The 13,825-nt window shown below is 39.7% G+C and carries 12 protein-coding genes and 5 tRNA genes; 2 read left to right on the top strand and 15 right to left on the bottom strand.

The window, feature by feature from the left end; genetic code table 11:
* Positions 1–60: 60 nt before the first annotated feature.
* The 7 genes from AC6UDE_RS04920 to AC6UDE_RS04890 all read right to left on the bottom strand — a co-directional run bounded on the left by AC6UDE_RS04920 (position 61) and on the right by AC6UDE_RS04890 (position 7,687).
* The gene (locus AC6UDE_RS04920) at positions 61–1,503 is read right to left on the bottom strand and encodes a catalase (protein ID WP_500696788.1); all 1,443 of its coding nucleotides are present in this window, start codon (positions 1,501–1,503) and stop codon (positions 61–63) included.
* A 135-nt stretch (positions 1,504–1,638) separates the two neighbouring features.
* A tRNA-Leu gene (locus AC6UDE_RS04915) sits at positions 1,639–1,724 on the bottom strand.
* Between the two features lie 56 nt (positions 1,725–1,780).
* Positions 1,781–2,668: a homoserine kinase gene (thrB, locus tag AC6UDE_RS04910; RefSeq protein ID WP_500696787.1), complete on the bottom strand. Its 888-nt coding sequence runs from the start codon at positions 2,666–2,668 to the stop codon at positions 1,781–1,783.
* Between the two features lie 6 nt (positions 2,669–2,674).
* Positions 2,675–3,124, bottom strand: a complete 450-nt coding sequence (locus AC6UDE_RS04905; protein ID WP_500694492.1) for a SprT family protein — start codon at positions 3,122–3,124, stop codon at positions 2,675–2,677.
* A 12-nt stretch (positions 3,125–3,136) separates the two neighbouring features.
* Complete coding sequence (locus AC6UDE_RS04900; RefSeq protein WP_500696901.1) at positions 3,137–5,305, bottom strand: Tex family protein; 2,169 nt, start codon at positions 5,303–5,305, stop codon at positions 3,137–3,139.
* Between the two features lie 65 nt (positions 5,306–5,370).
* Entirely contained in the window at positions 5,371–6,210 is an 840-nt protein-coding gene (gene nadE, locus AC6UDE_RS04895) for an NAD(+) synthase (RefSeq protein WP_500696786.1), read from the bottom strand.
* A gap of 10 nt (positions 6,211–6,220) precedes the next feature.
* On the bottom strand, positions 6,221–7,687 hold the full coding sequence (locus tag AC6UDE_RS04890; RefSeq protein ID WP_500696785.1) for a nicotinate phosphoribosyltransferase: 1,467 nt from the start codon (positions 7,685–7,687) through the stop codon (positions 6,221–6,223).
* 89 nt (positions 7,688–7,776) lie between these two features.
* On the opposite strand from AC6UDE_RS04890, the gene AC6UDE_RS04885 reads away from it, so the two are divergent.
* Positions 7,777–8,511, top strand: a complete 735-nt coding sequence (locus AC6UDE_RS04885) for a WecB/TagA/CpsF family glycosyltransferase (protein WP_500696784.1) — start codon at positions 7,777–7,779, stop codon at positions 8,509–8,511.
* 41 nt (positions 8,512–8,552) lie between these two features.
* Here the strand turns inward: AC6UDE_RS04885 and AC6UDE_RS04880 are convergent, their stop codons facing one another.
* The 4 genes from AC6UDE_RS04880 to AC6UDE_RS04865 form a co-directional block, all read right to left on the bottom strand.
* The gene (locus AC6UDE_RS04880) at positions 8,553–9,254 is read right to left on the bottom strand and encodes a GntR family transcriptional regulator (RefSeq protein ID WP_500694496.1); all 702 of its coding nucleotides are present in this window, start codon (positions 9,252–9,254) and stop codon (positions 8,553–8,555) included.
* 69 nt (positions 9,255–9,323) lie between these two features.
* A tRNA-Gln gene (locus AC6UDE_RS04875) sits at positions 9,324–9,395 on the bottom strand.
* 8 nt (positions 9,396–9,403) lie between these two features.
* Positions 9,404–9,486, bottom strand: a tRNA-Tyr gene (locus AC6UDE_RS04870).
* A gap of 128 nt (positions 9,487–9,614) precedes the next feature.
* Complete coding sequence (locus AC6UDE_RS04865; RefSeq protein ID WP_500694497.1) at positions 9,615–11,099, bottom strand: peptide MFS transporter; 1,485 nt, start codon at positions 11,097–11,099, stop codon at positions 9,615–9,617.
* Between the two features lie 130 nt (positions 11,100–11,229).
* Between AC6UDE_RS04865 and mscL the strand changes: the two genes are divergently transcribed.
* The gene (gene mscL / locus AC6UDE_RS04860) at positions 11,230–11,604 is read left to right on the top strand and encodes a large-conductance mechanosensitive channel protein MscL (protein ID WP_500696900.1); all 375 of its coding nucleotides are present in this window, start codon (positions 11,230–11,232) and stop codon (positions 11,602–11,604) included.
* 35 nt (positions 11,605–11,639) lie between these two features.
* Here the strand turns inward: mscL and glnA are convergent, their stop codons facing one another.
* From glnA to AC6UDE_RS04840, 4 genes are all read right to left on the bottom strand, one after another.
* Positions 11,640–12,980, bottom strand: a complete 1,341-nt coding sequence (glnA, locus tag AC6UDE_RS04855; protein ID WP_500694499.1) for a type I glutamate--ammonia ligase — start codon at positions 12,978–12,980, stop codon at positions 11,640–11,642.
* An 11-nt stretch (positions 12,981–12,991) separates the two neighbouring features.
* Positions 12,992–13,375: a MerR family transcriptional regulator gene (locus AC6UDE_RS04850; protein ID WP_500694500.1), complete on the bottom strand. Its 384-nt coding sequence runs from the start codon at positions 13,373–13,375 to the stop codon at positions 12,992–12,994.
* 244 nt (positions 13,376–13,619) lie between these two features.
* A tRNA-Thr gene (locus AC6UDE_RS04845) sits at positions 13,620–13,692 on the bottom strand.
* Between the two features lie 56 nt (positions 13,693–13,748).
* A tRNA-Asn gene (locus AC6UDE_RS04840) sits at positions 13,749–13,821 on the bottom strand.
* Positions 13,822–13,825 lie beyond the last annotated feature (4 nt).

Raw genomic sequence — 13,825 nt, 5'->3', positions numbered from 1 at the left:
GACTTGTAAGAATAGGGCTAATAACCTATCTTGCAAGTCTATTTTTATTTATGGGATCTTTTATCTAATTTCATTTAAATCAAGACCAAGAGCCTTTGTTACTCGAGTCCCATACTCTGGGTCAGCCTTATAAAATTGTCTGGTTTCTAGGATTTGGATCTCATGATTATCAACGGAACCAAGCGTTTCTTTGATCGTATTAATCAGGCGATCACGTTCCTCCGGTTTCATTACATGATACAACTTTCCGGCGGCACTATAGTAGTCAGTGTCATATGGTTTAAAAGCTCCGGTTTCACCTTCCACTTTATCGGGACTGATTGAAGCACTCAAATCTTCAACTGGACCACCCTTACCGTTTGGTTCATAGTTGACCGATCCGTCTTGTCCTTGTGCCATTTGACCATCACGTTCGTAATTTTCAACCTTGTCTAATGGACGGTTGACCTTTAATTGTTCATAATTAGCGCCTAAACGATATCTTTCAGCGTCCTTATACGCAAACAACCGTCCTTGAAGTAACTTATCAGGACTTGCTTCAATCCCAGGGACTAGGTTAGCGGGTGAGAAAGCTAATTCTTCCACATCGTCAAAATAGTTAGTTGGATTTTGGTTTAAGGTAAATTCCCCAACTTCTTGTAGTGGGTAATCCTTATGAGAAACCACCTTAGTTACATCAAAAATATCTGGTTTGTAATCAATTCCTGCTTGATAAGGGATAATCTGAACATAAACTTTCCATGTTGGATAGTTCTTTTGTTCAATTGCATCGTATAAATCATGAATTAAATAATCGGTATCTTCAGTTGCTGCTTTTGAAGCTTGTTCATTAGTCATGTTCTTAACCCCTTGTTGACTAATGAAGTGATACTTAACCCAAAATGGAGTCCCTTCTTTATTAACCCACTTATACGTGTGACTTCCATAACCATTCATTGTTCGATAACTAGCCGGATTACCACGATCACCCATCAGGTAGGTGACCTGGTGAACTGATTCTGGTGAATGAGACCAGAAATCCCACTGCATCTCTTGTGAACGTAAATGAGTCTTAGGATCACGCTTCTGGGAATGAATAAAGTCAGGAAACTTAAGTGGATCGTTAACAAAGAACACCGGAGTATTATTACCAACAATGTCGTAATTGCCTTCTTGCGTGTAGAATTTCAACGCAAATCCACGAACATCACGAACGGTGTCAGGATAACCAGCTTCACCCGCAACCTGCGAGATTCTAATGGTCATTGGGGTTTCTTTGCCCACACCATTGAATAAATCAGCTTTAGTGTACTTACTCATGTCATGTGTAAGTTTAAAAACGCCCTTGGCACCAGCACCTTTAGCATGAACGACTCGCTCTGGAATCCTCTCACGATTAAAATGAGCTAACTTTTCTAGTAATTGATAATCCTGCATCAAAACAGGACCACGAACACCAGCTGTTTGAGAATGTTCGTTGTTAGCCCACGGTTGACCAGCTTCGGTTGTTAATTTATCTGACATAATTATCACACCATCCTTGTTAATTAATCGTTCACTTCTTAGATTAATCGTGCACAACTTAATGTCAACAAAAGAGACTTAGAATTAAAAAGAACACCATATCTTAAAATGATATGGTGTTCTTGAATTAAATGATGCGGCCAAGAAGACTCGAACTTCCACCGGGATAAATCCCGACAAGATCCTTAATCTTGCGCGTCTGCCAATTCCGCCATGGCCGCATTGCTACAATAAACATCATAGCAAATTTAACGAGATAGCGCAATGAATTTTTTAATTATTCTTCACCACGAATCGTGGCACCATCCCTATCAAGGTCAACTAACTTACATACTCCATCCAATTGATCGTTACTTTCAATATTCTGTTGTAACTTGGTGAGTTGGTCATAATCTCCTAGCGTGATAATCGATGAACCCACTCCACTAATGTAAGTTCCGTAGATTCCTAGTTCATGAGCAGTCTGTTTAATTACTTTGAAGTCTTTAAAATCATTACCCTGTCCAGTGCGAACCAGACTATCAGCTTCAATCATTCGGGCCGCTTTATTCCAATCATTTTGCATTAATGCAGCGACAAAAACGTTCGAAGCGCTACTAGTCTGTACCTCTTGACCAAACGTAATTTCCTTTGGGAAACGTTCCATTCCCCTCTGTTGGGTAATTTTCTCATTTCGAATGAAAACCAAGGCTTGCATCTCATCGGGCATATGAGCTTTGACAACGTCCGTCTTTCCATCCTCATAGTGAGAGATTGTTATGTCTCCCAGAATGGCTGATGCAATGTTGTCGGGATGTCCCTCCATTCGACTCCCAATATTAATTTGGTCATTAACTGATAAATTCATATTTTCAAGCTTGTTAGCAATTTTAATTCCCGCAGCAATCGCTGTGGTACTAGATCCAAGTCCTTTTTCCAGTGGAACATCTGACATTACCGTTAGTTGATGGGGCATGATTTTAGGGTTAACCTTTAAAATCGTTTGAACCACCAAATTTTTATCATCGTGAGGAACTGAATCGCCAAACGCATGATTGACCCGCCACTTCTCAGTTTCTTCTTCAACGATCACCGTGTAATACATGTGAAGAGCGAGCCCAACCGAATTATAGCCATTACCAACATTACCAGAAGTTGCTGGGACCCTAACAATAATTTTTTCCATGATACTTCACTCCTTCTTAACTAGTTTTAGCTTACCACGACACTTACTACATACAAAACGTGAGATATTAACCCGTCGCTTTCGCCGATATAATTGGCCACACTTAGTACACTCATAAAGGTAATAATAAGCTGATTGTGCTTTTAAAATTGGAGCATAACGACTACCACCCACAGCTCTTAATAACTGCTTAAATTCTTTTGAACGATGATTAGCGGAATACCCTGCTAAATGAAGATGATAATGAACGAGTTCGTGTTTAATGATTCCCACAAGTTCTTCTCTAGAGATCCCCTTCGCCATCGTTTGATTAATATCAATATCATGATCTTTAAGGTGGTACCGACCACCCGTGGTTTTCAATCGACCATTAAAATATGCGCGGTGCTTAAATGGTTTCCCAAATGACTCCAATGAAATTTGTTCGACCAGTTTCTGTAATTCATCGTCATGCAAATAAGTTCGCTCCTATTCTGGACCAACCATGGAAAGTTTAATTCGTTTTCGATCTAAATCAACACTTAACACCCACACATCGACAATGTCACCAACAGAAACAAGCTTTGCTGGATCCGATATAAACCGATCACTCATTTTTGAAATATGAACGAGACCATCCTGTTTTACCCCAATGTCGACAAACGCACCAAAATCCGTAACATTGCGAACGGTTCCCTGTAATTTCATTCCCGATTTCAAATTTTCAATCTTCATGACATCCGATTTAAGCAACGGCTTCGCCATCGTATCACGTTGGTCACGTCCGGGATTTTTCAAACTAGCTAAAATATCTTTGACCAACTGCTGATCAATTGATAGTGATTGTGATAAATCAACTTCATTTGCTTTTTCAAGTTTTTTTCGACCTTCATCAGAACTAAAATTATCAATTGTAAGTCTCAATGCTGACAAGATTTGTTTAGCTTGCCGATAACTTTCTGGGTGAATATCAGTATTGTCCAATGGATTCTTGCCATTAATGATACGTAAAAATCCAACTGATTGTTCAAAAGCCTTTGGTCCTAATCGTTTAACTTTTTTTAATTGATTACGGTTAGAAAAAGCACCGTTTTCATCTCGATATTCAACAATATTTTGTGAAGTGGATTTAGTTAATCCCGAGATGTGTTCAAGTAGATTTGGACTAGCGGTGTTCAAGTTGACCCCGACTTGGTTAACGGCGGTCTCAATCACCCGATCCAACTGGGCATCAAGGTTACTTTCAGAGACATCATGCTGGTACTGACCAACCCCAACCGCTTTGGGGTCAATCTTAATCAACTCAGAAAGTGGATCCTGTAGTCGTCTTCCAATACTAATGGCTGAACGTTCCTCAACGTGAAGGTTAGGAAACTCTTTTCGCGCATTGTTACTAGCAGAATATACCGATGCTCCAGCTTCACTAACAATTACGTAGTGAACCGGATAATCAATGGATTTAATTGCATCAGCTACAAATTGTTCCGATTCGCGTGACGCGGTTCCGTTACCAATCGCAATCATTTGAACGTGATACTTCTTAATCAGGTCAATCAACTGTTCTTTAGCACGCGCTTGTTGTGATTCCGTTGCTGGTTTAGTGGCTTTAATAATTTCCTTTGCCAAGAATTTACCGTTTGCATCAATGACCGCTAGTTTGCATCCCGTTCGGTACGCTGGGTCAAAACCAAGAACCACCTTACCCTTGATTGGCGCCTGCATTAACAGGTGATACAGATTTCTTCCAAACACTTCAATGGCATGATTTTCTGCGGCTTCAGTCATAGTGGAACGAATTTCACGTTCGATGGCAGGACCGATGAAGCGCTTATAAGCATCTTTTGAAGCGTCTTTAACAAAGTCAACTGCGGGACCATTATGATTACTAACCACATGAAAATCAATGTAATGCATAATGGCATTAACATCAACATCTAGTTTCACGGTCAATACCTTTGCTTTTTCACCACGATTAATGGCTAAAACCCGATAACTCGGAACCGTTTTGGCTCGCTCACTAAAATCGTAGTAATCACCATAAACGCCACCTTCATCATTGACCTTTCCTTTAGGTTTAACCTTTGCCGCCAGCATAGCGTTTTTTAAGGTATAGTTTCGAATCCATTCCCGAAACTTAGCGTTGTTTCCAATGGCATCCGTAATGATTTCACGGGCTCCATCTAAAGCGTCATTAACGGAACTAACGTCGTGATCATCATCTATAAAGGACTTTGCCAGTTGTTTTAATGGCTCATTTTGAAACTTTAAAATTGCAGTTGCAAGTGGCTCTAATCCCTGTTCCCTTGCAACCATCGCCTTTGTTTTTCGTTTTTGCTTATATGGCAAATACAAGTCTTCCACAATCTGAATACTGTCAGCATTTAAGATGTCTTGTTTTAACTGCTTGGTTAATTGGCCTTCTTCGTCAATCTTTTTTACCACTTCTTCCTTTCGGTGGCTCAGCTTGGCTAAACGCTGGTAAGTATCCTCAAGTTCCCGAATGGAAACCTCATCCAAATTACCGGTTCTGTCTTTGCGGTATCGTGCAATAAATGGAACGGTATTACCATCCTCAAGCATTTCTAAGGTTTGTTGAATTTGTCGTTTCGAAATGTGTGGTAACGCTTTTGCAGTTTGATCAATTAAAGTTTTTTCCATTTTTTCACCATAATCTTTCAAATAAAAACTCCATTAAATAATTAACGGAGTTATTGTAATCAAATTTATTTCCAAAACGTATCATAAACATTAATGGGAAGGTGTCGCTTATGTTGAGTTTTCAAATACCAATTTTCAATCACATTAGCCGCACTTGAACTGATGTCCTGGCCTTCCAAAAAGTCATCAATATTTTTATAACTAACCCCAAGTGCCTTTTCATCCGGAAGAGCTGGACGATCATCTTCAAGATCCGCCGTTGGGGTTTTCTCATAAAGTTTTTTAGGTGCATCAAGGTACTTAAGAAGCGCACGACCTTGTCGTTTATCCAGTCGCCAAATTGGAACAATATCAGAGGCACCGTCACCAAATTTAGTGTAAAAACCAGTCACCGCCTCGGCGGCATGATCAGTGCCAAGTACAATCCCTTGATTGGCACCAGCAATGGTGAACTGTGCGATCATCCGCGTCCGAGCTTTAACGTTGCCCTTATTAAAATCAGAGACAGCATCACCGTTAGCTTCAACTGCTTTTACCATCGAATCGACTGAACCCTTGATATTGACGCGTTCAACCCGATCAGCATCCATAAAATCAATGGCTTCCATAGCATCCGATTCATCAGCTTGTTCACCATAAGGAAGGCGAACCGCAATAAACTGATATTCAGTATCACCCGTTTCTTCCCTTAATTCATTCATTGCCATCGATGCCAATTTTCCCGTCAAAGTGGAATCTTGACCACCAGAAATTCCCAGTACTACTGATTTAATGAACGAATTCTTTTTAACGTAATCCTTAATAAAATCAACACTACGTCTAATTTCTGTTTCAGGATCGATCTTTGGCTGAACCCTTAAAGCATTAATAATCTGTTTTTGCAGTCGTTTTTGTTTCTCATCCATTACTATTCACCTACTCTAATTTTTGCTCAACCCCATTATGAATTTCATTAATCAAACTCATCTTGTGGTCCCATAATTTCTTAGAAAGATCAACTGGGTAATCTTGTGGATTTAACTGACGCTTGTACTCTGGCCAGAGTGCTTTCAAAGAATCGGTCGCATGCTGTTTAGTAGCCTCTAACGTCGGCATTTGATATACCTGCTTTCCATCTTTAAAGATATCCTGTAAGAGCGGTTGAGCATTAAAATTGGTAATAGTCTTGTTAATGTAAGTGAAATGCGGATGGAACATGTACACGGAAGACTGTTCACGTGGATCTTCACCATCAAGTGTGATGTAATCTCCCTCAGACTTACCGTCGTCTTTTTCAGTAATCCGCCAAACTTGCTTCTTACCCGGAGTTGAAACCTTTTCGGCGTTATTGGAAAGTTTAATGGTATCGACCATGTGACCCTGTTCATCTTCAACCGAGACCAACTTGTAAACCGCACCAAGTGCGGGTTGGTCAAAAGCCGTAATTAGCTTGGTCCCAACTCCCCAAGAGTCGATTTTGGCATTTTGCATCTTCAAACTACTAATGGTGTATTCATCAAGGTCGTTGGAAGCCACAATTTGAACATCCTTAAAGCCAGCTTCATCCAGCATTTCCCTAACTCTTTTTGATAAGTACGCCATATCACCGGAATCAATTCTGACACCTTGAAAGTTAATCTTGTTGCCCATTTCTTTTGCAACTCGAATTGCATTTGGGACCCCACTTTTAATGGTATCAAAGGTGTCCAACAGAAAAGTACAGTTCTTATGAGTTTGGGCGTATGCCATAAATGCATCATAGTCATTTCCAAATGATTCAATCAAAGAGTGCGCCATCGTTCCGCTGACAGGAATGCCAAATTCCTTACCGGCTAACACATTGGAAGTCGCGTTAAACCCACCAATGTATGCCGCTCTGGTTCCCCACAGTGCTGCATCAACCTCTTGGGCTCGACGACTACCAAACTCCATTAAAGGATTATTTCCAGCCACCATTCGAATTCGGGCCGCTTTAGTAGCGATTAAAGTCTGATAGTTCACCATGTTCAAAATAGCGGTCTCAACTAATTGACATTCCGCAATCGTTCCTTCAACTTGAACAATGGGCTCGTTGTTATAAACTAAATCACCCTCAACAGCAGAACGAATTGTCCCAGTAAACTTAAAGTTACGAAGATAATCTAAAAATTCATCGGAATAATCGCTAATTGACTTTAAATACTTAATGTCCTCATCAGTGAAGTTAAGGTTGTTGATATATTCAATAATGTGTTTTAATCCTGCAAAGACGGCATATCCATTTCCAAAGGGCATGTCTCTAAAAAAAACTTCAAATACAGCATGACGATTTTGCATATGTTTTTCAAAATAAGTTGCCATCATATTGATTTCATAATAGTCAGTGTGTAAAGTTAAATTATCAGGACTTTGTAATGTTGACATCTTTAATCTCCTCTAGCCCTTTCAGGCTAAACTATTGTTGTTACTCGTTGCACATTATATCACATAATAACCAAAAAGAAGGCTAACAAATGACGCACAAATTTCCGACCACCGACATCGCTTCCATCCCCTTTGTTAACACGACTTTCACCGAATTTATGCAAGTAATTGAATCCCAAATAGACGGCCACCAAAACACGTTCGTGGTAACCGCAAATCCAGAAATCGTCGTTTATGCTAATCGTCACCCTCACTACCAAAAAATTTTAAAAACGGCTACTTACGTCGTTCCGGATGGGATTGGTATTATCAAGGGCGCCAAAATGTTAAATGACTCGATGCCAGAACGAATTACCGGCTATGACATTTTTAAAACACTATTAGCTTGGGGAAACCAAAATAACAAGTCAGCTTATTTTCTGGGAGCCAAACCCGATGTCGTATTTGATTTACGAAAAGTCTTAACCGTTAACTATCCACATTTAAAAATTGTGGGGATGCAGGACGGTTATTTTAAAAACGATACTCCCATCATTAACAACATTGAAAACAACGACATTGACATGATTTTTGTTGCGACCGGTTTCCCTAGCCAAGAAGAATTCATAGCAAAATATCGAGCCAAAAATAACGGGCTGTGGATTGGGGTTGGAGGCAGCTTTGACGTTTTAGCTGGACACGTCAAGAGAGCTCCTAAGTTCTGGATTAATCATCACATCGAATGGCTCTATCGCCTTTTTAAAGAACCCACCCGTTTTAAACGAATGCTAGCCATTCCTGAATTTTTAAATTTAGTTAGAAAACAAAAAAAGGATGAGAAGTGATCTCATCCAACTTTACGAGCCCTCGTTAGTAGGGCTCTTTTTTATTTATTTAGGTAAAACTCAAATCGCTCAGCAGCGTACTGAGCCTGAACAAACTCAAATGGTTGCTGATTTTGAAGATACGATATCTGTTTTAGCTTAAGAATGGGTGCCTTAACCTCAATATCCAGTAAATCAGCAATCCGATCAGTCGCTAAAATCGCCGAAATAAATTGCTTCGCGCTTCTTGGACGAAGTCCCTTCTTGTCCTCTAAAGAACGATACAGGGAGCTAGAAACGTCTTCTTCACTTAACCCTTCGACCATCGATGCATTAACAGCTGCCACTTCATAACAAATCGGAATGTCGTCTCCATAGCGAATCCGATTCATCCGCAAAACCCGATCATCCTGACTCAGCCCCAAGACGGAGGCTTCCTTAAAGGTGGGCTCAACAATCTTATATGACAAGGTTTTGGTGGATGGCTTTTTTCCTTGAGCCAGCATAATGTTAGTAAAGCTGGTTACTCCGGACATCTTTTCTTGAACCTTTTGGTTAGTAACGTACGTTCCTGAGCCGGCAATCCGTTTTAATATTCCATCCTCAACGAGCGCTTGAACAGCTTGCCTGAACGTCATCCGACTTACTCCGTACTGTTCGGATAGTTTTCTTTCAGATGGAATCCGAGTTCCCACTTTCCAGCTTCCGTCTTCGATCTTACTCTTAATATCATCATGAATTTTAATATAAACAGGTACTGTCATAATTACTCCTACCTTGGCATAAAAAAATCGACTAACATTTGTTAGTCGATTTTACACCAATAATTAGTATTGGGCTAGCTGGGTTCGAACCAGCGCATCACAGGATCAAAACCTGTTGCCTTACCACTTGGCTATAGCCCAAGAATCAATGGAGGGGAGTGGATTCGAACCACCGAACCCGAAGGAGCGGATTTACAGTCCGCCGCGTTTAGCCAGACTTCGCTACCCCTCCATAATAAATGAGTAATTCGTAGTAACGAATCAACGTTTATTATATTACACGGGATCATGATGTTAGTCAATACTTTTTTTCAAAAAATAAAAGGCGCTAACTTTACAGCGCCTTTCATTATAGTGATTTTAATTTACTCCATCCATCAGTTTTTTAACTGGTTTGATCATCAATAATAAGACAATTCCAAACAAGATGGCTACAAGTCCAACGATTCCAAAGTACGCGATTTCGTGTCCCGGAGTGTAGAACTTAACGATTTGTGAGTTAACCGCCTGACCAGCAGCATCCGCTAAGAACCACATGCTCATCATCTGTGATTCAAATGCTTTCGGAGCAAGTTTGGTGGTAACGGAAAGCCCAATTGGTGAAATCAACATTTCGGCAATTTCAACAATGGCCCAACTACCAATTAGCCATAGTGGGCTAACTTTAGCTGATGAACCAAATAGGAAAATTGGAATCATCATAAATAAGTACGAAAATCCAGCGAAAAACATTCCCCACGTAAACTTAACTGGGGAGCTGGGCTCTTCTTTTCTTTTAGCCAGATATGTCCATAAGAATGCGAACAGTGGTGTGTACAGCATAATGAACAATGGGTTAAGTGACTGATACCAAGTAGCATTAATGTGCAAAAATCCAAGGTTATTGTTAGTTTGATTTTCAGCAAACAAAGCCAAAACAACGGATCCTTGTTCCTCAATGGCCCAGAATACCGCAGCAGCGATAAATAATGGAATATAGGCAAGAACCCGTGAATGTTCTGTCTTAGTAACCTTCTTACTTCTCAAAATAACAACGAAGTAAATAATTGGGGTTAAAATTGCGATAATACTCAATAACAAAACAAAGTTATCAATACTCAAAACTTTAAAGTACCACATCCCCGCGATAATAACGGCAAATACAGCTAAGCCACCAATAATTTCAAGAACTAAACGATTCAAATCATCTGGTTCTAAGGGATCACTTGGATATAAGCCATCGATACTCAAAGTCTTTTTACCACTGAAGTAGTAGTAAATTAAAGCAAAGAACATTCCGATCGCAGCAAGTGAGAAACCAGCATGGAAATTAAAGTCCATTCCAACGGTCCCAACTAAGATTGGAGCAATGAAAGATCCTAGATTAATACCGAAAACAAAAATGGTAAATCCTGTATCACGTCTTGGATCATTTTCACCATATAAGGCACCAACCATTTCTGAAACATTTGGCTTCAATAGTCCAGTACCAACGGTGATTAAGACAATGGAAATAAATAGCGCTCCGGCACCAAATGGTAACGACAGTACCACGTGCCCAAACATAATTAAAATTCCACCATACAGAACGGTCTTTCGACTACCCCAGACACGATCACTTAGATAACCACCTAACACCGACGTTAGAAATACTAGTGAACCGTAAATTGCCATAACTGAAGCTGCAGTGGTTGGAGAAAATCCTAATCCACCCTTGGCGACTGAGAAATACATGTAGTATAAAAGAATTGCACGCATCCCATAATAACTGAATCGTTCCCACATTTCAGTGAAGAACAGTGTTTGCAACCCTTTTGGTTGCCCAAAGAACGCATGGTCGAGACTCTTCTCGCCTTGTCCGTTCATAAAATCTCCTCCTGTCAATCTTTTAACAATTATCAGAAATAATACCATTCTTGATTTTCATTTACAATCATATCTCGACAAAAAGTTTGTTAGAATAGTGATTATCAAGGAAAAGGAAGTGGATAATACATTGTTCAAGGAATTTAAAGAATTTATATCACGAGGGAATGTGGTTGACATGGCCGTCGGAATTATCATCGGGTCTGCCTTCACTTCGATCGTGACTTCATTGGTTAATAACATTTTTAACCCGTTTATTGGACTGTTCTTAGGAAAAATCGATCTTTCATCACTTGCCATCACCGTTGGAAAAGCAAAGATAAAATATGGCTTATTTCTAAACTCAGTCATGAATTTCCTGCTGATTGCTTTCATCGTCTTTTTATTGGTCAAATTTATCAACAAATTAACTAATAAAAATCAAAAAAAGCAAGAAAAGAAGGCTCAAGAACCGAGCCTTACTGATCAATATCTAGCTGAAATTGTTAAACTGCTTAAAAAGTAATTCCTTAATCACACCAACGCTCTGTTGGTGTTTTTTTATAGCATATCTAGGTATCTGTCGCGTTCCCATTGAGAAACGTTTTGTCTGTAAGCATTCCATTCCATGTTCTTTGCATCCAAGTAATTTTGATACATGTGAGGTCCCATGGCTTTCTTCATAAGTGGATCAGCTTCATATGCTTTAAGCGCATTATGAAGGGTGGAAGGTAAGTTTTCAATATGATCTAATTTTCGTTCCTTGCCATCCATATGATAGATATTACGGTCAATTGGTTCACCTGGTTCAATTTTGTTTTTAATACCATCTAAACCAGCTTCAAGAATTGATGCAATTGCTAAGTATGGGTTAGCTGAAGGATCAACACTTCGAAGTTCAAGGCGAGTGCTAAGACCACGACTAGCTGGAACTCTAACTAATGGTGAACGGTTAGATGCCGACCATGCCACATAGACCGGTGCCTCAAAGCCAGGAACTAGTCGCTTGTAGGAGTTAACGATTGGGTTACATACAGCAGTTAATGCTTTAGCGTGCTTCAAAAGTCCACCTAAGAAGTAGTATGCCGTTTGTGATAATTCCAGGTCACCATCTTTATCATAAAAGACGTTGTCACCATCTTTATCAAACAATGACATGTTGATGTGCATCCCAGATCCATTGATACCATTCAGTGGCTTTGGCATGAAAGTGGCGTATAATCCGTACTTTCTAGCAACTGTTTTTACAACTAACTTAAAGGTTTGAATATGATCTGCCGTAACCACGGCGTTGTCGTACTGAAAATCAATTTCATGTTGTCCAGATGCTACTTCATGGTGAGAAGCCTCAACTCGAAAGCCCATATTTTCTAATTCAAGAACCATATCACGACGAATATTGGCTGCCAAATCCATTGGTGCCAAATCAAAGTAACTTCCATGATCATTCAATTCAGTGGTTGGATTACCCTTATCGTCCATTTTGAACAAGAAGAATTCAGGTTCTGGGCCAATGTTAAAGTTAGAAAAGCCCATTTCTTTCATTTCATCCAGAACACGCATTAAATTATTTCTTGGATCACCAACGAACACCTCGCCATCTGATGTATGAACACTACATGTCAGACGAGCAACCTTACCGTGTTCGTCACCCCATGGGAAGACCATCCACGTTGAAAGATCAGGGATCAGGTACATATCACTTTCCTCAATGCGTACGAAACCATCAATTGAAGATCCATCAAACATAATCTTACCATCTAAAACCTTGTTTAGTTGGTTAACGGGTACCTCAACGTTTTTGATGCTGCCCATCAAGTCAGTAAACATTAGTCGAATAAATCGGACGTCTTCATCTTTTACCATTTGGCGAATGTCGTCTTTTGTATAATCATGTACCATAAGTAGTCTCCTTATTTTAAATACTTACCCTGTTGCTTTAAATCAGAATCATCATACAAGCGTCCAGCTTTTAAAATATCGTCTTTCAAGTATTCGCGGACATCTTCATCACTAAGTGATTTATCACCACTATGTAAAAGTTTTCGACGCCGTTGTTTCTCAAATACTCTTTTAACCTGAGCAATTGTCATTCCTTCAATAAGATAGTTGTGAATCTCAAGAATTTGGTCCACATTATCTAATGAATACAAACGTCGGTTTCCTGATGTTCGTTTAGAATGAACAAGACCATGATCATCGTAATACCTTATTTGTCTGGATGATAAGGAAGTAAGCTTCATAACCGTTCCCATTGGCAGAACCGCTAATGATTTCCTCAGTACTTTTTCACTCATACGCATATCTCCTTGATATGACACCATTCTATTCGTTATTGATATAAGCGTCAATAACCTATGTTATGAAACGTAACACTGATCCAAGTTTAACATAAAACTTGCAATATAAAAAAAGACACAAGAAATAAATTCTTGTGTCTTCATGTATGTATGTGCATCTTCAAGCACACCATTAGATTCTATTCACCCATTATTGCTATGCCAAAGGTTTAATCATCATTAAGAATGAATAAAAGATTTATGCCGGCTGCAGGACTTGAACCTGTGACCCTCGGTTTACGATACCGATGCTCTACCAGCTGAGCTAAGCCGGCAAAATGACGATAAATTAAAAGTGCTAACGGCAATTGTTGTTAGCACTCAGACATAGCTCCGGCAGGCGGGCTCGAACCGTCGACAACCTGATTAACAGTCAGGTGCTCTACCAACTGAGCTATGCCGGAATAA

This window comes from Fructilactobacillus sp. X2R5C3 (assembly GCF_059901325.1).
The sequence above is the reverse complement of the archived record's forward strand: the minus strand, read 5'-3'. Positions and strand labels throughout refer to the sequence as shown.